Here is an 18466-nt window from a genome sequence, read left to right on the forward strand (position 1 = left end):
GCGTTGGCTACAACGAGGGGTATGGATAGAAAAGAGCCACGATTGGGAGATTTGTCTGATGCACTTGTGGAGCATGCTGATATGCCACAAGAGTATTTACCAGAGGATCCTAATTTTTTGCCAGCGCCGCTACGCGCTCGTTTTTTTGCGCAAATGGCAGATTCTTTAATCAGTGTGCTTATTTTTATCAGTGTGTTTTACATACTCAGTGAAGCTAAATTTGAACCCGAAAACGTGCGCATATATTCACTTTTATTTTCAGTGTCTTACTATCTTTTATGTGACTCGTTACCAAGGGGGAAGAGTATCGGAAAGTGGTTTTTTAAAATTTCGGTGATTAATAAGCGGACAGGTGCATATTGTTCATTCATTCAGTCATTTTTTAGAAACCTTCTTTGCCTTACTCTCGGAATCATAGATTCAGCGTTTATTCTAGGTAAGAAAAGAAGACGTTTAGGAGATTTATTGGCTAGAACAATTGTCATAAAAGATCGAAAATAAGGGTTTCAACCTGTATGCAAAACGTAGGACTTATCGTGATGCAATCGGCTTTTTTGATTTAGATGGTATGTTTTGGTTGAGAGTCAGTTTTGTGCCCATCAAGTTGACGTTAAGTAAAAGAAGAGAGACATGATCCCAGTAGCCGTTCTTATCCATGTTCCCGATGTCACTGAGGGGCTCACTTGGTATCAAAAAGCGTTTCCTGAAGCTACTCCTGTCTACTATCCAGAATCCGACTTTACGGTACTTGAACTAAGCGGTTTTTGTTTGGAAATAGTGCAGGCTGATGAGAAAGTAACCGCTGGGAAAAAAGGAACCGTTGTTTACTGGTTAGTCGAATGCCTGAGTGATCGACTCGCTCACTTTGAGCAACTCGGCGCAACGTTGTATCGTGGCCCTATGAAAATAGAACACGGGCTAACGATGTGTCAGCTAGAAGATCCTTTTGGTAACTTAATTGGCTTACGTGGACAAGTAATTTAGATTCAGGGAAAGAAGAGGTACCTAACATGGAAAGACTGTTTATTTACGGGACATTGGCACCAGGAAGGCCAAATCATGGTGTTGTCGCTGATATTCCGGGCGACTGGGTAGCTGCATCCATGAAGGGGCATTTGGTGAATGAAGGCTGGGGATCAGAACTTGGTTGTCCTGGTATTGTGCCGTCAAATGAAGGCGAGAAAGTGGAAGGTTTTCTTTTTTCTTCAAGCCACTTATCGCAACATTGGGCAAGGCTAGATGATTACGAAGGGACGGGTTACAAGCGAGTTCCTGTGTTGGTTAGCACTGAAAGCGGACAAAATGTTGAAGCTTATGTTTACGCACTCAACCAAGTAGAGAAAAGCGGCCTTTAAATAGCGCCGACACAAGGCGATATCCAAGGCGCTATCTCTCAGTTCCCTTCCTGCTGTGATTCTTGAAGTGGGTCGGGGCTGTCATCTAAAACTGTGACGTGTCAGTTTCTTATCACAATCCCTCAAACCACTTTAGTGTCCCTTTCAACAATTAACCGCTAAGACAAGTGTGGCCCGATCATGCTTGCCGACAAGTACAAGCCAAAACCAAAAATGATATGGGTTATTACGCTGCGAAATCTTGCTACTGATGGTTTAGGCGTTTTTGATGCGGCTATCCCTAACCCCATGGCGGGTTGCATGACAAAAAAGGGGAGTCCTACAGTGAGGGCGCCAAAGCAGATGGCAGGAAAGACACTCGGCGTGGTTATCCAACTATTGTCTAGTACCATTATGAGTGTGGCGGCGAATATCACGCCCGTTAAATAATGTAGTGTCCAACCAATCAATAATTCTGCTCTGACGGGCTTCGCCTTAGATATATTCTCGTGTCGAAAGGTTCCTTTTCCCATATGTACTGCCCAACGCCCCACCAATCCATAATTTAGTGGCATTATTCCCAAGAATTTGCGAAGTGTCAGTGCCCAAATATCCATTACCAATGTGGCTCCAACACCGATGACTACGCTGGTAACGATAAAATTGAGTGTCTCGCTGTTCATGTTCCATTATCCTTTTTTGTCGTTAAATAACGTTGTATTTCTTTTTCCATCAACGAGTTCTGGCGTTGCGTTTGTTGATGTGTCAGTTTATTCATCATGCCACTTCAAGTTGACTTTAGGTCAAGGGACAAAATGAAAAAACACACAATGGATATTGGAGAAGTAGCGAAACAGTCTGGGCTTCCTGCCTCAACCTTGCGCTATTACGAAGAGAAAGGATTGATACAATCCATTGGTCGTCATGGATTACGGCGTATATTTGAAACCAAAGTATTGAAGCAACTTTCTTTGATTTCTTTGGGACGTTTGGCGGGCTTTTCTCTAGAGGAAATCCATGAGATGTTTTCAAACCGTGATGGTTTGACAATAGACAGACAGCGACTTTTAGATAAAGCAAAGGAACTAGATCAAACAATTCTGCAGATTACGGCGGTGCGCGATGGTCTTCGTCATGCCGCTCATTGCCCAGAGCCAAATCACCTAGAGTGCCCAAAGTTTAATGAAATGCTGCAGGTCGCAAATCGAAAGGTGAGAAAGGAAAATAAAAAATCACGGCCGACTTGATAGCCCTCTAATAACTATTGATTCGACTGTGCGCTTCTTACTGTACGTTTCTGGGTGCTTTTGCTAACTTAGTCAATTAGTTACTGCGTAAAAAAGACGTTATTCATAGTGTGTTTTGACGCATCTAAATGGGTTGGTTGGAATGCAGGAAAGGCGCTGCAGATAGGGGTGGTTATGACAAATTCAGTGTTTAGAAAAGACGGTACTGCTCAGGGCGTAGCCAAGCAGCGTTTAATGGAAACACTTGCTAAACCTGTGCAACGCATCATTGATGATCCTTATGCTGATCGGTTTGTGGTTGGGGCTGGCTTAATCAAGCTGATGGGGCATAAATTGAGTGTTTGGGTGACCCAACAGTTTTCCCCCGGTTTTCATGAGCATTTGATTGCGCGTACGCGTTTTATTGATGATTTGGTAAGAAGTAGCGCAGTTGATGGGATAGAACAATACGTTATTTTAGGCGCTGGCTATGATTTGCGAGCGCATCGGCTAGATCTCCCTCCTGCGATGAAAATTTTTGAAGTGGACCAAGCCGAGGTTCAGGAAAGAAAGCGCACGAAGTTGCCCAAAGAAATACCTAACTCAGATAATGTCACCTACGTGAGTGTTGATTTCAATCGCCAGTCGATATCTGAACGATTGCTCGCTGCTGGCTTTGATCAAACCAAGTCCACGATTTTCACGCTCGAAGGTGTCTCTCAATACATCACGAAAGAAGCCGTGGCTGAAACAGTCAAAGACATGGCAGCGTTAACGCCTGAAGTCAGTTCAATGTTTTTTATCTCCTACGTTGATGAGCGTCTTAATGACGACCCTAAAGCATGCTTTGGTCAGGGATATCCCAATGCGGTGAAGCGAGCCGAAACCATAAAGCGCTTATCTGCCAAAGTGGGAGAGCCTTGGATATCCTTCTATACGGCGGAAGAAATGGAAACGCTGCTTAATCAAAGTGGTTTTCTATTGAAAGAGAATCAATCACTGGCAGATCTCAACGATGTCTATTTTGCGCCAGTCGGAAGAGCGCTGCGTGAAGATCAGATTTTCAACCTAGAAAAGTTCGTGATTGCAAAGTCTTAGTGCATTGATATTCGACTCAATACCACCGTGTTACTGCGAAGAAATATTATGAACGTCACTTTTGTCGATATCTCGCCGCCAATTCGCTAGATTGAATAGAGCTATCAATGCAGGGACGGGTTATGAACAAAGAAATCGTACTTTTTGATATCAATGAAACCGTACTTAATCTGAATTCACTGAAGCCAGCGTTTAGTGAGGCATTTGGCAGTGATGAAGCGCTGCCGCGATGGTTTTCCACCTTGCTGCATGCTTCTACTGTGTGTATCTCCACTAAGGTTCAAACCCAGTTTGCAGAACTGGCCGGTGTGGCACTGGATTCCATGTCCGCCAAATACCATGTTGAACTCACTGATACCCAGCGCACTGCGTTGCTGGTAGCGTTCGCGAATCTAAAACCGCATTCAGATATTAGAGGCGCTTTAGAGACCTTGCGCTCACACGGATTTAAAACCGTGGCATTTTCAAACTCTTCACTGAACCTCATTTCCGCCCAAATGAGAAACTCAGGGTTAGACCAAGTTTTTGATGAAATCATCTCGGTTGAAGAAACGGGCAGTTTCAAGCCCGACCCGAGGGTGTACGAGTTTGCTGCTCGTACTCTTGGCGTTTCAGTTGGCGACCTTCGGCTTGTTGCAACACATGATTGGGATACCCACGGCGCATTGTCCGCTGGTCTGAAAGCCGCGTATATCGATCGTTCTGGCGTTCCATATCATCCGCTCTATTTAAAACCAGATATTCAATCCGCCACTATGGATGGCATTGTTGAACAAATTATTGCCATTTATTCATCGTCTTAAGTCCGTTATCATCAAATCATAATGCAGGGATATTTGAAGGGAATATGGAGATTAAAGCAGTAAACCTTAGTGATGTGGCGGCGGTGCAGACCTTGATCGCGACGGTGTCAGAGCATGACGTATTGCCGTTGTTCAATGCGCAAGGAAGAGAAGAATACAAGACTCGTGTACTGCCAGATATTCAAACGACCTTTGATGAAAGCCAGTTTACGACGATAAAAGCTGATCATGATGGGGAAGTGGTGGGCTTTGCCGCGCTTCGAGATGGCAACTACGTTACGCACCTGTTTGTGTCTAAATCCTGCCAAGGGACTGGGCTAGGAAGAAAGCTGCTCACTTCGTTGTTGAATTCGACGACTGAAAAGGAAATTCGTTTACGTTCGTCGGTTAATGCCGTGCAGTTTTATGAGCATGTCGGTTTTGAAACCGCAGGAGATGAAGCATCGTTTAACGGGATACGTTTTGTGCCCATGACATTGGTTCGCCCTTAACGGACATTCACGTATCGCCATCACTGTGGGTGCTGCCGTTTTGCACTTTGTTGCTTACAGAGTGCTTGCAACGATTTATAACGCAGTATCTTGAGCGCGAAAGGCATATTGTCTACAATGTCGCACTTTTACATTTACAGGTCATGACCATGAACGACACTACTTCGCTTCCAGCTTTGCCGGATCGCCTATCAGGCAACCCACGCAGCCCACACCATGTTGCTGAGTGTTTCGAGCACAACATTGGTATTCGCTTTAACGGCAAAGAGCGTTTCGATGTCGAAGAATATTGCATCAGCGAAGGTTGGGTGAAAATTCCTTCTCCGAAAGCACTAGATCGTCGCGGTCAACCGCTTTTGATCACACTAAAAGGCACGGTTGAAGCTTACTACAGCTAATCCCGACCGACCCTTTGTAAAAAGGGAACCTTTTGAAAAGAGAGCCTAATGCATTTAGGCTCTCTTTTTTTATGCCTGTTTTATGCTTTATCGACAAACATATGGTTCGCCTTAGTCACACCTCGATCGTAGGTGCAGAAGGTATCTGTGGCAGCTTCAGTTTTGCTATGGATTTTGATGTTGGTAATCACCTCAAGCGCACCCGCGTCGTAACACGCTTGCTGGGCGGCTTTTACGATATCAAGCAATTGATTTAGCTCGCCGCGCATCGTGGTTTCCATTGCGCCAACTTGGTAAGGCACATTAGCGGCTTTCACCACCTCTATAGCCTTATCGACCACTTCAAAATTATTGCCTTCTTTAAGTCGTGGAATGACTTGGAATGCGACATAGACATCTTTGACTTGGGGGTTATTTACTGACATGAAAAAGCGTTCTCTAATAGGGAAGATCTCGCGCATGTTATCAGTTTTTGGTGTTTGTGCTAGCAGTGAATAATGCTCTGTTTTACTTGGTTCAATTGCTATTTTACTGGCGTGTTAAACCGCGCCTTACTTCGCATGAGAGAGTGCTTTTTTGATTCATGTTCTGGTGGCTTAGCCTTGAAAGTTTCTTTCGGTAAATCTGCTTCTGTATTCCGAGAAATGGGCGGATAATGTCGTATTCGCAGTGTGCGTTTTGAGGTGTTAAATGAAGATTGTGGCTTATATGGCGCAGAGTCTGGATGGTTTTATTGCTGGTGTGAACGGTGAGCTGGACTGGCTTGAAGTGATTGAAAACCCTGAAGGCAGTGATTTTGGTTTCGCTGAATTTATGTCTTCGGTTGATGCACTGCTGATGGGGCGAAATACCTTTGAAAAAGTGTTGTCGTTCGGTATGTGGCCTTATGATAAGCCCGTGTATGTGGCGAGTAACGCCTTGACGGAAGTGCCGAATGAGCTGGCTGGAAAAGCACATATTATTTCTGGCGAACTACCAAGCATGTTATCTGAGTTGCAAAAGCAAGGTATCAATACTGTTTACTTGGATGGCGGTAAGCTGTTTCAAAGCGCACTGAGTTCTGGTGTATTGAATGAAATGACGGTCACAACGGTGCCTGTTGTGCTTGGGCAAGGGATCTCGTTATTTGGTGATTTAGAAAACCAAGTACAGTTGAAATTCGAAAGCTCAGAAGTGTTGTTGAATCAGCTGGTGAAAACCAAGTATCGCGTTGTGACTCAGCAAGGGTAGATAACGATTTATCCTAGCTCCCCCCAACAACGCATAGAAAGGGGCGTTTTGCCCCTTTTAACATCATCCTGCCCCTTTTAAAATCATCCTAGATGCTTTTCCAATCCCATCTGATTTCTGTTCAGGGTGACTGTTTGATACGCCTGAATGATATGTCCGCCCGTGGCAGCATTGCTTTGTTGAATTCGCGAATAGTGCGCCAAGGATTTGGTGAGGTACTTTTGGGCAACATGGGATTGAACATCGCAGTTTGTATGCCACATTTTGTCACCAACAGGGCTTATTGGAGCCAGTTCATTTGCGCGGTTTGATACCAGCAATATTTCATAGAAACGTTGGTTGTCTTCGACTAAGGCTTCGTCTTTTAGGCTAAATGACATATCAATCAGCTTTTCACGCAATGCAAACTGGTGATGAACAGGACACAGCAGGAAATCAATTTCCATGTCCGGATGTGAGCGATGAATAGCGCTAATGAACTCGTTCATCAGATCTCCACCGACGCCGGCGATAATCACTAAGTGCGTTCCCTTATAATCGGCCAGCGGTAACGTGGCGACGTCAATGCAATGGGTTTGCCATTGAGACGGGATGTGCGAATAGAGTCGATTCAAGTGCGTATTTAGCGTCGCCATGAGATTTGGCACTATATCGACGAAGTGAACCTTGTCAGCAGCATCTCGTTTCAACAAAGCCGCACCAAGAAAACCGTGGTCACAGCAGCAATCCCATATGTGGGTGTAACGCGACGTCACCATCTGTTCGATGTGCTTCAATCTATTGCTGAGTTTCAAGAAGATAGCCTACGGGATGTAAAAAGGGCGCGCATTGTAAGGCTTTTCTCATTTTTAGCGAAGTAGGTTTGAAGTGATTTGGTGTGAAAAAAGGCGACGGTGGCGTCAATCAAATATTGCATCACTATTTAGAAGGATTTCACTGCTTTTTGAAGTATTATGCGGCAATTGAGTTAACCGTAGATGTCTATGACTATCCCCGTTAAAAATGTCACGCCAGAAGTATTATGCTCTAACTGCCGAGCATGTTGTTGTCGATTGGAAGTGATGATCATCTCGGACACGGGTGTCCCTGAAGAGCATATTGCTTACGACCAATGGGGCGGAGAGACCATGTTACGTTTAGACGATGGCTGGTGTTCTGCGTTAGATCGCGAGACATTCATGTGTACGATTTATGAAAACCGACCGTGGATTTGCCGAGAGTTCGAAATGGGTTCTTGGGAATGCAAAGACGAAAGGAAAGGGCTGTAAGCCTAATTTCCTTCTGCTAGTTAGACGGGCGTGTCAGCCGCCGCAGCTTGCGATTAGCAAAAAAAATGGGCAGTTTATCTGCCCATTTTTGTGTCTGAATTTTGCGGTGGTTTGGTATTATACCAATCGTAGTAAATATCTGCTCATCCTAGCTTGTTAAAATACGCGATAACTGCGTTGGAAAATTTGGTTGTAGAATAACTACTTATCGAAATTTTCCGCCTTGTTCTCGAGCATTTTTCCTACGCTATTTCTGATCACCTACCTATTGTGATTGGTATTAACCAAATAACTCCTGCATCACCAATTTAGGTGTGCGGTCAACCTTAAACAAGCCCCAGTGTTTTTCTGGTTCTTGTGGGTGGGAGTCACCTTTCCATGGCTCATCAAACGCTTCGAACACAAACGTGAGGATCTTCTCTTCACGTGTCCAGTTCAACAATTGCTCGTAGTAAGCCGCTTGCAACTCTTCTGATGCGTTCCACTCGTCAATACCACGGCCATTTGATGCGGTAGCCCAGCCTGCTTCCGTGATGATAACAGGCTTGCCTGGGTAGCGATTAGCGACAGCAAAGTAATTCTGCTTTGTGTATTCCAACGCATCATCAATGGTTTTGTATTCCCAAACCGGATAGGTGTGAAGAGAAATAAAGTCTAGCTCTGCCACCAAATCATCGAGCTTGTACGTCCAAGGTACATAGTTTTCACAGAAGGTCACTGGCTGAGAAATCGCAGATTTAACACGCTTAACGTGTTCAACTAACTTCTCTACAGAGATCAGGTGATCGGTCCATTCAACACTGGCTTCGTTGCCGACAGAGACATATCCAACAGTGTCAGGGTAGGCATTTGCTAGGTCGATCAATCGTTCGATTTCTTGCTCGTTGGCTTTGCGATTTTCTGCCAGCGTTTCTTCACTAAATTGTGCGCCCCAAGGACAATCAGGGTTATTCATCTCAGCGCCAACATCCGCACCCAGCATGACTTTGAAATCCAGACCTTCGTTTGTTATTACGTCCAATACTAAACGTGCATGCGTGCTGCAATCGTATAGGCGTAGGGCTGACCAGTTTTGAGAGAGGATCAGTAGATCTTCTTTCACTTGGTTGTAAGACGGGTAGATCCCTTCACGAGGGTTTTGACCTTCTCGATACCCTGAGTAACAAATAGCGTTTCTGTATTCCATAGCGATATACCTTGTTTCCTTTTTTCCAGATAATAGAAAAAGACGGTTAGAGAATGCGAAGATTAAGCGTTGTACTTAAAGTTGCCGTCTTTGTCCCAAAGTCCCCAATAAGCGCCTACGGCGCCTTCATCTTCTACTTTCCAAGCTTCATCGAACGAAGAAAAATAGAAGACTTCGATGTTGTCTTCCTCTGCCCATGCATAGGTATCAACAAAATATTTCAGTGCGTTAATCTCTGAAGGCTCAGCACCACGTTCAGCAACGCCCTGATTTGGCCAACCGGTTTCAGATACGATCACCCGTTTGCCTTTACCGACATTCATTACACGGCGATACATCTCTTTCATGTATGGCACCGCGAAGTCTTGCGGGCAGCCTTCCCAAAACGGGTAGCAGTTGGTGAGCAATACTTGGCATGCATCCGTCACGCGTGGGTGGTTCTCAAATAAGAAATACGCATCCACATACCCAACTTCAACATTCGGTAGGGCAGCTTTGGCGCGATCAATGTAGTCGATTAAGTCGTCTTCAGATAAGTCACCACGCAATAGCACTTCGTTGCCAATGGCCAAGATATCGACATGGCCTGCTTTGGCGACTTCGATAGCGTTGTTGAATTCGATTTCATTCTTTTCTTTGTCATGATCAATCCAAACACCAACCATGGTTTTTAATCCATATTCTTTGGCGATTCTTGGAATGTTCTCGTGACCTTCTGTGCAGGAAAACGAACGTACCCAATTCACGTGAGGGACGATGATTTGCAATCTTTCGTGAATTTGCGCCTCGCTAATTTCAGAGCCAGGTCCTTGTCCATCAACATAAGGACTGAACGAAATACCGTGAATCTTGTTATCCACGATTTGGCGCGTTTTCATTTTCAACTCAGTTAACCCGTCACCGTTTTGCTGGTACAGGTAGGCCATTTTGCTCGACACTGTCTAACTCCCTTTGGATAGCTGCTATCCTAACGTCAATGTCACATTACTAATCAGTGACTTATGATTTTATGGTTGCGATTTTCGTCTCGTTAGTTATCCAACGTGTTGCATTCAAACTACAAAAGAAAGCGCTTTCTTTTTGATTTTTGCCACAAGAGACGCATAACACAACCAAGAATATTGCGAAGGTAAACATGGATCACACTTGTCGTTTTTTGCGCTATTCCACTAGCGCATAGGTGTGTTGATTCTTATTGCGGAGTAACTTTGTCTATAAAACAAACAGTTGAGGTGGCTTATCAGAGAGTTAGGGAAGGGGTGAAAATCGAGCATGATACGTTCACCCGTTATTGAATATTTTGCACAGAAATTTATGGGAATTGATGATCTATCTATACATCGTAAGAAACGGCAAAAAATGCAAGAGCTTGGGCATAGACCGTAAGCAGAATGGAAGTGGTTAATGCCGAGCAGAGATGGAAGATGTGAGCGATTTTGTCGTCGTCTAGGCAAACAAAAACGGGCACATTGATGTGCCCGTTTTTATGGGGTTACCGTTTAAACGGTGAACTTATGAACCAGTTCGTTTTGACTCACAGCTTGTTTATCAAGTCTCTCACTGGCGCCAGCAACATTCTGCATGGCGCTGTAGCTGTTATCGGCAATAAAGCTGATGTGTTCAACATTGCGCGCGATATCGGCTGACGTGGTGCGCTGCTCTGTTGCGGCTTGGGCAATTTGGCTGCTCATGTCGCTGATCATCATGATGATGGCTTCAATTTCTTCCATCGCAGAGTTGGCATCAGACGCTTGCGTCACGCTGTTACCCATCTCTGTCACGCATTCTTGCATCACTGACACGGCATCTTTTGATTGTGTCTGCAGCTTGCTGATCATCTCTTCAATTTCAGAGGTGGAATCAGATGTGCGTTTCGCCAACACGCGCACTTCGTCCGCGACCACGGCAAACCCTCGGCCTTGGTCACCCGCACGTGCTGCTTCAATCGCTGCGTTAAGCGCCAGCAAGTTAGTTTGGTCAGCAATGTTGCTGATCACGTCGAGAATGGTTTCGATGTTCGCGGTCATCTCTTGGAGAGACGATACCACGGAGACCGATTCATCAAGGCGACTTGAAAGCTGGTGGGTAGTGCTGATGCTGCGCGTCATGATCTCGCGACCTTTGGCTGCGGCATCACTCACTTCCATCACCTTGTCCATCGTTTGCTGTGCGCTGCTGGCGACATCTTGAACGGAGTGTTCCATTTGCGTCATGGCAGCCGCAACCGCCGTGGTTTGTTGGCGCTGCTCGTTGAGCTGCTCTTTGGCCGTTTGAGTGGTTGATTGGTTCTCAGCGGCAACCTGCGCTTGATCTTCTGCCGCATCGCGTAACTGTTTCAATATGCCTTGAAGGTTAGAGGCCAGCGTATTGATGTGATCAGCGAGTTGACCAAATTCGTTGTGTTCCTTCACCTCAATGCGCTGAGTCATGTCACCTTCGGTAATGGCTTCCAATACCGTCAACGTGCTACTCAATGGTTTGCGAACACTGCGTGCGATGTGCCAACCAATGAAGAAAGTAATGGCAAGAATTAAGGCACCAATAAAGATGGTCTGTTTTACGCCGTTTTGGAATGAGGTGTTAGCTTGTTCAATGGAGGCCATCATCACGCCATCTGCTTGTTGGCGGAATTGATCCAATATTGCCATCGCATTATCTACTTCAGCGGCGAGGTTGGCGATGTTGTCGTACAGCTCGCCGGTTGCGACCAAATAAGCGTAGTGCTGGTCAAGAACACCGCCTTCTCTAGACACATCATATGTAAAGGAGTCGAGGTCTTTCTGGAACTTCTCTTTTAGCTCAGGCAGCTGAGACGTGAGAGAGCGGAAAGAATAGTTCAGCTGTTTAATGCTACGTCTATTGCCTGAAATGGCTTTGGTAACGTCATTGAGGTCATTACTGGCGAGTGCATCGGAGGTGTGAGTTTCGGTTTCCTGTAGCTTTCTAAAGTAGGTTTTTGAAATGATTTTAAGCGTTGTGGAACCGTTATTGGCAACAAAGTCTTGCATGCCAAGGGCCAGTGCCGTGTTCATGCGTTGAAATTGACGGGCGGCTTTTACGCCACTATCTTTTGCCGTTTGTTGACGCTGGAAGTTACCCATTGCAATAGATGCTTCTTCGAAATAGCGCTTTTCAATCTCACGTAGGGCTTCAAGTTGCCCAACCAGTTCAGGTTGGTTGGAGGTGGCCTCATAAAGATTACCAAGGTTTACATCGAACTTTTGTCTTGCTGCTTCAAATTGCTCAAGCACTTCCTGACTCGCGGTTACCGTGCCGCTGGTTAGGTAGTCTTTGAAGATTTTGTCCGCAGCGAGCAAGCTCACACTGGCTTTATTGGACATGGATACTAGAGGTAGAGCCTCAGTGGTAACCACTTCCAGTTGTTCATGAATGTTTTGAGAGCTATTTATGTTTAGTGTGTTTGTTGCTACTAAACTGACTGCTAGCACTGCAAACCCAGCGTACATCCGACGTATAACAGAACTCTGTCGCTTCTTAGCCATTTGTTTTCCTCCCACTAGCCACGGGCTAATGTCTCCCAGAATTACGACCTAAATTGAGGCCGAAAAGTCGTTGCTACGGAAGGGGGACTTGCTGCAAACAAACCACCTACCGTTAATAAAAGTTAATTACTGACTTCTAACACATCGCTATTCTTATCATCCGCAAGTATTTCAAAAACTTTACGTTTAAATTTGGTTAGCTTTTCCAGTCTTTGAAGTGAGACGCAAAATTGTTGAGAAGATGATTAATAAGTAGCTAATCATTGATAAGTGCAGCCAGAGGTTGGCTGAAAAGTCGCCATGTTTTGTAACGAAACGTAAAGTTCGAGAAATCCTTTTGATTAGCACTGATAAAAACACTGTTCATTATTGCTCAATCTGTTGGTCTCTAGCATACTTAGACCTTCATGAAATCATTCATTTGGAGCTGCCCGTGGCTGAAGAAACTATTTTCAGTAAAATCATTCGTAAGGAAATTCCAGCAGACATCGTTTATCAGGACGATCTTGTTACTGCCTTTCGAGACATTAATCCTCGCGCGCCAAGCCATATGCTCATCATCCCCAATAAGCTGATCCCAACCGTTAATGATATCGAAGCTGAAGACGAAGCGACCATGGGTCGTATGTTTACGGTTGCTCGCAAACTGGCGGAAGAAGAAGGCATTGCAGACGACGGTTACCGTTTGATCATGAACTGCAATAACTATGGTGGCCAAGAGGTGTATCACATACACATGCACTTACTTGGTGGACGCCCGTTGGGCCCGATAACTGTCGGTTAATGAATCATTACTCCTCTAAAGCCCTCGCCATGACGCGTAGGGCTTTTAGTCAATGTCATCGAAAAAATATCGCGGTAGGCCTCATTAGCCTTGGCCTGATTGGCTGTGCCAATTTGTCCGTCCAAGGCTTGTTTAGCCATTATTCTGCGGCATTGAAGCCATCGCACCTGCTGGCAACTCAGGGGCAATATGAGCAAGCGTTAGATGCGTTGCCTGAATCTGTTGACGGTGACCTACTTGATGGCATGGAACGCGGACGATTAGCGCTACTTGCTGGCGATAACGTCGTGAGTAAAGAAGGTTTTGATCAAGCGGACGTTGCGGCGGTTGAGCAACAGAAGCAAGCTGTGATTCAAGTGTCTGAAGGGTTTAACCAAGCAGGCGCTTTGCTTTCTAACGACAACATATTGACCTATACGCCGCCAGATTATGAATTGGGATTTTTGCATCTGTACCTGATGTTAGGGTATTTGCAGGACGGCGATTTGACGGCGGCATTAGTCGAGTCTCGACGCGCGAATAGGGTGCAAGAAGAAGCCCGTAAGATTCGTGATGCGGAATTGCGAAATGCATCGAAGTCGGCAAAAACCAACGGGATTTCAGACAACGTTGGCGCGATACTGTCACGTTATCCTGACGCGGGTGATAAGCTAGGGGCGGTACAAAACGGATACCTGTTTTATCTATCGGCCTTGTTATATGAAGCCGAAGGCAACCTTAACGGTGCGTTCATTGATTACAGCCGAGCGCTGACGGTTGCTCCCGATAATCAATACATTGCTGATGCGACAATGAGAGTGGCGTTCAAGCAAGGTCGTCACAGTGAATTGGATTTACTTGAAAAGCGCTATGGCGACTATCGACGTCCGCTCAGAAGTCAATCTCAGCTTGTTGTAATTAACGAACAAGGTGTGGTGAATGCACGTCAAGATTGGCGCTTGCCGATTTGGCTGACAGATAGCGATGGCTATTTGGAAACCTACAGTTTGGCACTTCCGTATTACACTTTTTTTAGTGCTAAGCCTCAGCAATCTATCGGTATAGATGGCATGACGGTAACGCCGTCTGCGTTGGTGAATGTGAATGCAATGGCTCAACATGCACTTAGCGAAGCCATGCCAGCGATGAGTGTTCGTCAGATATTAAGGCTTGTGGCAAAAAACGAAATGCGTAAGTCTTTGTCTAAAAATGATGAAAGTGGTGTTGGAAATCTTGTGGCCAATATTTTCAACGTATTAACAGAACAACCGGATACACGCAGTTGGCAAACACTGCCCGAAAGTGCGGGTGTGTTCGCTGGCGTGTATTCTGGCAACCAACACGTTGTAACAGTGGATGGTCAATCCATTGATGTAACGTTGGAATCGGGAAAAACGACATTGTTATGGCTATCTCGACAGGGTGGTAACGTCGTGCACTGGCAAGGGATTTTAGGAGATATATGATGCGATCTGCACTTATTTTGCTAACGGCAACATTGTTTTTGGCGGGGTGTGCGAATAATACGTCCGGAATTAGCATTGATAGCAGTAATCAAAATGTTGTTTTGGGTAACGAGGTACTGGGCAAGTCTTTGGAGTTTGGCAATGCCAAAACCAGCGAGGTCAATGACCGTCTGCTCGCACAAGTGATGGTCACGAATAAAAGCAGTGATGAACAGAACCTTCAATACCGCTTTAATTGGTATGACGAGCAGGGACTGGAAGTTGATAGCGGCCGCTCTCCGTGGCGTCAGTTTACAATTTACGGTCAAGACTCTGTGACGCTTCAAGGCGTGGCACTGAACCCAGCAGCTAAGAACTTTCGAGTATCACTGCGCAACGTGCAGTAATACTTTGTTCATGAAACATGAATAGCAACCGAATATAGACAACTTGACGGGTGAGAAGAATGAATAAAAGCGTGATTGCGCTGATGGGTGTCGCACTCATCATGGGCGGGTGTTCACAGAAAGTGAGCTACGGCGATGCTCAGGAAGTAGAAACGACGACGATCGAGTTTGGCTCGACGGATCTTCAAAAAATAGCTGTCGAAATGACTGACAGCATGCTGACCTCAGGTTCAGTCGCGGCAATCACTCGTGACAGCCGACCAATTGTGTTTGTTGAGTCAATCAAGAACAAAACTGCAGAGCACATTGATACTGAATCAATCACTGATTCTATTAGCACGCGCATGCTGAACTCTGGCAAGTTCCGTTTCGTGGACATGACTCGTGTGGAAGCCGTTCGTGAGCAGTTGGATTTCCAAAACAACGATGCGTTAGTTAACCCAGGTACCGCTATTCAGTTCGGTAAAATGGTGGGTGCGCAGTACATGTTGTATGGCAACCTATCAAGCATCGACAAGCGCAGCGGCAGCGATGCTGACGTCTACTACAAAATGACGATGCGTTTGATGGATATTGAAACGGGCCTGATTGAATGGGCTGACGAGACTGAAATTCGTAAGAAAGAGTCTAAATCTCTGATTGGTTGGTAATACTGTTGCAGACCATAGCGCTTGATAAGGCCGCAGTCGTACAACGACTGCGGCCTCATTTTATTATTGAAGATGCACAATGGCTGGAAGGCGGTTTAAGCAACCGCTGTATGAAGCTGTTAGCCTCTGACGGACGTCAATTTGTGTGGCGGCCGAGCGGTCGGCCTACGCAAGTATTTGGCTTGAGCCGTCAAAATGAACATGATGCCTTGTTGATAGCGTCGGCGGCGGGTTTAACGTCGAAACCAGTTGCGCTATACCCTGAAGGCCTGCTCAATGAGTGGGTCAAAGGAGAGGTGGTTGAGACGATCTCTTTGTCGTCTCTGGCTAGCTTGCAAGCCAAGATTCATGCATTACCAGCGTTGGCAAATCGATTCGATCCTTTTGAGAAAGGTGCGCATTACTTCCGTTGTCTGTCTACGGAGTCATTGACTGAAGATGTCGTTGCTATCCATCAACATTTTCAACGCAATGCGTTCAAGAGTGGGTTGCCATTGACCACTAGTCATTACGATTTGGGTGTGTATAACCTTATCAGGCAACCTAACGATGAAGTGAAAATCATTGATTGGGAATATGCCGCTTTAGGCGACCCCGCGCTGGATTTGGTTATGACCTCTTTCGCAAATGACGTTGATCTTGAAACCTTGGTGGATCGGTACTGTCAAATACGACGTATACAGAATGTTGGTTTATGGCAGGCAACCTGCAAGCAATGGGTCCCCGTTGCGAATTACTTAGGCTTACTCTGGTTTTTGCTCGGGTTTGAACTCTACGGTCTTCTCATATACCAAGAACGCGCATTGCTGCTAAGCGAGACGTTGAACGCGCAACGGACATCATCGTGATTGAACAGTGTATATATCACGATGGTAATCTAGCGGTGGCTATGTAGCGCTTATTCATCGATAAAATTGTTATGAGTGAGGGAGCATTGATGAAACACCTTAGTTATTCGGTCAAAAACGTGGTTTTTGCTGCCCTCATTGCTTTGTCCCTCACTGCATGCACTAACCAATTTGCTTATAACACACTGCCTTTTTGGATTGACTACTATTTGTCTGACTATGTTGATATGACATCGTCTCAGCAAGCGCAACTGGACAAAGACTTAGAAGCTTTTCATGCTTGGCACAGGCAAGTTGAACTCCCTAAAATACAAACATTGCTCAATCAGCTTGAGCGAGACACTGCATCACCATTGTCCTATTCGAAAATAGGGGCCTACCACCAGCAAGTGAACGATACCATCCAAGCGTCACTTTTTGGTTTAACGCCGACTTTAGCCAATCTGATTCGGTCACTGAGTGACGAGCAAGTCGAGCAATGGGTTCGCACCCTCAAAGAAAACATCGATGAGCGAGTTCAAGAGGCAAATGAAGGATCACCTGACGATCAGGTAGAGCGTCGTCAAACGCGATTGGTCGAGCGAATGGAAGTCTGGGTGAACACGGTGAATGACAAACAGCAATTACAACTCTCTGAAATGGCAACATATCAGATTGAGATGCGCCCTGTTTTCTATGACATTCGTGATGGTTTGGTTGCAGAGTTAACAGCGATCCTCACTGAACGGAAAGCCCCCGATCTAGAGCAGCGCATTAATGCGTATTTCTCTCGACTTATCCGTTTTCAAAGTGACGCGCACCAAACTGATATGGCTATTTATCTCGCGCGACGATATGAATTACTCCAGCGATTAGATCGTCATCTTAGTGAAAAACAGCGTCGCGCGTTACGTGATAAATTGGCCTCTTACAGTGACGACATCAGCGGTGTGCTTTAGCGACGTATTTTATGCGACGTACTTCAGCGGCCAATGGTATTGATGATATGCCGCTCCCAAAGGACATGGTCGGCGAGAACATTGCAGGTGAGAGCATGGTCGTTGAGAACATAACCAATTCGCGTTGAATTTATTGACCCCTTCGAGGCTTTGTTCTTTAACCTTAAGTAAAGTGTGTGAATGCATGATAGATTGTGTTATCACCATGACACAGACTTAGAAGATAATGGCGTTAGCCAAACAAGTGTGAGAGGGAGTTTCAGTGATTATCTATCTTCATGGCTTTGATTCAACAAGCCCTGGCAACCACGAAAAGGTCATGCAACTTCAGTTTATCGATCCTGATGTTCGCTTCCTGAGTTACAGCACGCGTCATCCGAAACATGACATGCAACATCTACTCAAAGAAGTCAGCAAGCAAATTGAGATGTCAGATGACAAGCATCCTTTGATTTGCGGTGTTGGCCTCGGTGGTTACTGGTCAGAGCGTATCGGCTTTTTGAGTGGATTAAAGCAGGTTGTTTTTAACCCTAACTTGTTCCCACAAGAAAACATGGAAGGTCGCATAGACAGACCTGAAGAATATGCGGATATCGGCACTAAATGTGTAGAAGACTTCCGAGTCAAAAACACGGGTCGTTGCTTGGTCATTCTATCGAAAAATGATGAGGTGCTTGATAATTCGCGCTCAGAAGATGCATTGAGTGCGTTCTATGATGTGGTTTGGGATGAAACTCAAGGACACAAATTCAAGAGTATTTCCCATCACCTTCAAGCGATGAAGGCATTTAAAGAACAAGCGTAATTCTCATCCTACCCCACGATAAGGACACCTGCGTATAACGTGGCTGTCCTTTGTTGATTTTCCAGCGAGCACT

The 18466-nt window shown here is 45.5% G+C and carries 23 protein-coding genes; 17 read left to right on the forward strand and 6 right to left on the reverse strand.

Features of this window, described 5'->3' with window-relative positions:
* The first annotated feature begins 21 nt into the window (after positions 1-21).
* The 3 genes from Q365_RS0114630 to Q365_RS0114640 all read left to right on the forward strand — a co-directional run bounded on the left by Q365_RS0114630 (position 22) and on the right by Q365_RS0114640 (position 1355).
* Positions 22-501, forward strand: coding sequence for an RDD family protein (locus tag Q365_RS0114630; protein ID WP_051563805.1), 480 nt, complete (start codon positions 22-24; stop codon positions 499-501).
* Positions 502-630: 129 nt separating this feature from the next.
* Positions 631-984 carry a VOC family protein gene (locus tag Q365_RS0114635; RefSeq protein ID WP_028024048.1) on the forward strand — a complete coding sequence of 118 codons (354 nt, stop codon included), beginning with the start codon at positions 631-633 and terminating at the stop codon, positions 982-984.
* A gap of 26 nt (positions 985-1010) precedes the next feature.
* Positions 1011-1355 carry a gamma-glutamylcyclotransferase family protein gene (locus Q365_RS0114640; protein ID WP_028024049.1) on the forward strand — a complete coding sequence of 115 codons (345 nt, stop codon included), beginning with the start codon at positions 1011-1013 and terminating at the stop codon, positions 1353-1355.
* 158 nt (positions 1356-1513) lie between these two features.
* Here Q365_RS0114640 and Q365_RS0114645 read toward each other — a convergent pair whose 3' ends face one another.
* On the reverse strand, positions 1514-2017 hold the full coding sequence (locus tag Q365_RS0114645; RefSeq protein WP_028024050.1) for a DUF2938 domain-containing protein: 504 nt from the start codon (positions 2015-2017) through the stop codon (positions 1514-1516).
* 132 nt (positions 2018-2149) lie between these two features.
* Between Q365_RS0114645 and Q365_RS0114650 the strand changes: the two genes are divergently transcribed.
* The 5 genes from Q365_RS0114650 to Q365_RS0114670 all read left to right on the forward strand — a co-directional run bounded on the left by Q365_RS0114650 (position 2150) and on the right by Q365_RS0114670 (position 5350).
* Positions 2150-2581, forward strand: a complete 432-nt coding sequence (locus tag Q365_RS0114650; protein ID WP_028024051.1) for a helix-turn-helix domain-containing protein — start codon at positions 2150-2152, stop codon at positions 2579-2581.
* A 174-nt stretch (positions 2582-2755) separates the two neighbouring features.
* Entirely contained in the window at positions 2756-3658 is a 903-nt protein-coding gene (locus tag Q365_RS0114655) for a class I SAM-dependent methyltransferase (RefSeq protein WP_028024052.1), read from the forward strand.
* Positions 3659-3780: 122 nt separating this feature from the next.
* On the forward strand, positions 3781-4461 hold the full coding sequence (locus Q365_RS0114660; protein ID WP_028024053.1) for a haloacid dehalogenase type II: 681 nt from the start codon (positions 3781-3783) through the stop codon (positions 4459-4461).
* Positions 4462-4505: 44 nt separating this feature from the next.
* Positions 4506-4952 carry a GNAT family N-acetyltransferase gene (locus tag Q365_RS0114665; RefSeq protein ID WP_028024054.1) on the forward strand — a complete coding sequence of 149 codons (447 nt, stop codon included), beginning with the start codon at positions 4506-4508 and terminating at the stop codon, positions 4950-4952.
* Between the two features lie 149 nt (positions 4953-5101).
* Positions 5102-5350 (forward strand): DUF3297 family protein, encoded by a 249-nt coding sequence (locus Q365_RS0114670; RefSeq protein WP_028024055.1) that lies wholly within the window; start codon positions 5102-5104, stop codon positions 5348-5350.
* An 80-nt stretch (positions 5351-5430) separates the two neighbouring features.
* Here the strand turns inward: Q365_RS0114670 and Q365_RS0114675 are convergent, their stop codons facing one another.
* Positions 5431-5775 (reverse strand): thiamine-binding protein, encoded by a 345-nt coding sequence (locus Q365_RS0114675; RefSeq protein WP_028024056.1) that lies wholly within the window; start codon positions 5773-5775, stop codon positions 5431-5433.
* 265 nt (positions 5776-6040) lie between these two features.
* Here Q365_RS0114675 and Q365_RS0114680 point away from each other — a divergent pair, with 265 nt between their 5' ends.
* The gene (locus Q365_RS0114680) at positions 6041-6580 is read left to right on the forward strand and encodes a dihydrofolate reductase family protein (protein ID WP_028024057.1); all 540 of its coding nucleotides are present in this window, start codon (positions 6041-6043) and stop codon (positions 6578-6580) included.
* Positions 6581-6663: 83 nt separating this feature from the next.
* Here Q365_RS0114680 and Q365_RS0114685 read toward each other — a convergent pair whose 3' ends face one another.
* Complete coding sequence (locus tag Q365_RS0114685; protein WP_028024058.1) at positions 6664-7374, reverse strand: tRNA (adenine(22)-N(1))-methyltransferase; 711 nt, start codon at positions 7372-7374, stop codon at positions 6664-6666.
* 189 nt (positions 7375-7563) lie between these two features.
* Here Q365_RS0114685 and Q365_RS0114690 point away from each other — a divergent pair, with 189 nt between their 5' ends.
* Positions 7564-7848: a YkgJ family cysteine cluster protein gene (locus Q365_RS0114690; protein ID WP_081796275.1), complete on the forward strand. Its 285-nt coding sequence runs from the start codon at positions 7564-7566 to the stop codon at positions 7846-7848.
* A 280-nt stretch (positions 7849-8128) separates the two neighbouring features.
* On the opposite strand, the gene Q365_RS0114695 is transcribed toward Q365_RS0114690, so the two are convergent.
* The 3 genes from Q365_RS0114695 to Q365_RS0114705 all read right to left on the reverse strand — a co-directional run bounded on the left by Q365_RS0114695 (position 8129) and on the right by Q365_RS0114705 (position 12537).
* Positions 8129-9034: a glycoside hydrolase family 17 protein gene (locus Q365_RS0114695; RefSeq protein ID WP_028024060.1), complete on the reverse strand. Its 906-nt coding sequence runs from the start codon at positions 9032-9034 to the stop codon at positions 8129-8131.
* 62 nt (positions 9035-9096) lie between these two features.
* Positions 9097-9972 (reverse strand): glycoside hydrolase family 17 protein, encoded by an 876-nt coding sequence (locus Q365_RS0114700; RefSeq protein WP_028024061.1) that lies wholly within the window; start codon positions 9970-9972, stop codon positions 9097-9099.
* A 561-nt stretch (positions 9973-10533) separates the two neighbouring features.
* The gene (locus tag Q365_RS0114705) at positions 10534-12537 is read right to left on the reverse strand and encodes a methyl-accepting chemotaxis protein (protein ID WP_028024062.1); all 2004 of its coding nucleotides are present in this window, start codon (positions 12535-12537) and stop codon (positions 10534-10536) included.
* Between the two features lie 433 nt (positions 12538-12970).
* Here Q365_RS0114705 and hinT point away from each other — a divergent pair, with 433 nt between their 5' ends.
* The 7 genes from hinT (at position 12971) to ycfP (ending at position 18393) form a co-directional block, all read left to right on the forward strand.
* Complete coding sequence (gene hinT / locus Q365_RS0114710; protein WP_028024063.1) at positions 12971-13321, forward strand: purine nucleoside phosphoramidase; 351 nt, start codon at positions 12971-12973, stop codon at positions 13319-13321.
* Positions 13321-14766 (forward strand): COG3014 family protein, encoded by a 1446-nt coding sequence (locus Q365_RS0114715; RefSeq protein ID WP_028024064.1) that lies wholly within the window; start codon positions 13321-13323, stop codon positions 14764-14766. The genes hinT and Q365_RS0114715 overlap by 1 nt, the downstream gene beginning before the upstream one ends.
* Positions 14766-15152, forward strand: coding sequence for a YcfL family protein (locus tag Q365_RS0114720; protein WP_028024065.1), 387 nt, complete (start codon positions 14766-14768; stop codon positions 15150-15152). The genes Q365_RS0114715 and Q365_RS0114720 overlap by 1 nt, the downstream gene beginning before the upstream one ends.
* Before the next feature lie 59 nt (positions 15153-15211).
* A complete protein-coding gene (lpoB, locus tag Q365_RS0114725; RefSeq protein ID WP_028024066.1) occupies positions 15212-15802 on the forward strand; it encodes a penicillin-binding protein activator LpoB in 591 nt (196 codons plus the stop codon).
* A gap of 5 nt (positions 15803-15807) precedes the next feature.
* A complete protein-coding gene (locus Q365_RS25770) occupies positions 15808-16650 on the forward strand; it encodes a phosphotransferase (RefSeq protein WP_281173700.1) in 843 nt (280 codons plus the stop codon).
* A gap of 89 nt (positions 16651-16739) precedes the next feature.
* Positions 16740-17588, forward strand: coding sequence for a DUF6279 family lipoprotein (locus Q365_RS0114735; RefSeq protein WP_028024067.1), 849 nt, complete (start codon positions 16740-16742; stop codon positions 17586-17588).
* 262 nt (positions 17589-17850) lie between these two features.
* The gene (gene ycfP / locus Q365_RS0114745) at positions 17851-18393 is read left to right on the forward strand and encodes an alpha/beta hydrolase YcfP (protein WP_028024068.1); all 543 of its coding nucleotides are present in this window, start codon (positions 17851-17853) and stop codon (positions 18391-18393) included.
* Positions 18394-18466 lie beyond the last annotated feature (73 nt).

Source organism: Enterovibrio calviensis DSM 14347, assembly GCF_000621165.1.
GTDB lineage: Bacteria > Pseudomonadota > Gammaproteobacteria > Enterobacterales > Vibrionaceae > Enterovibrio > Enterovibrio calviensis.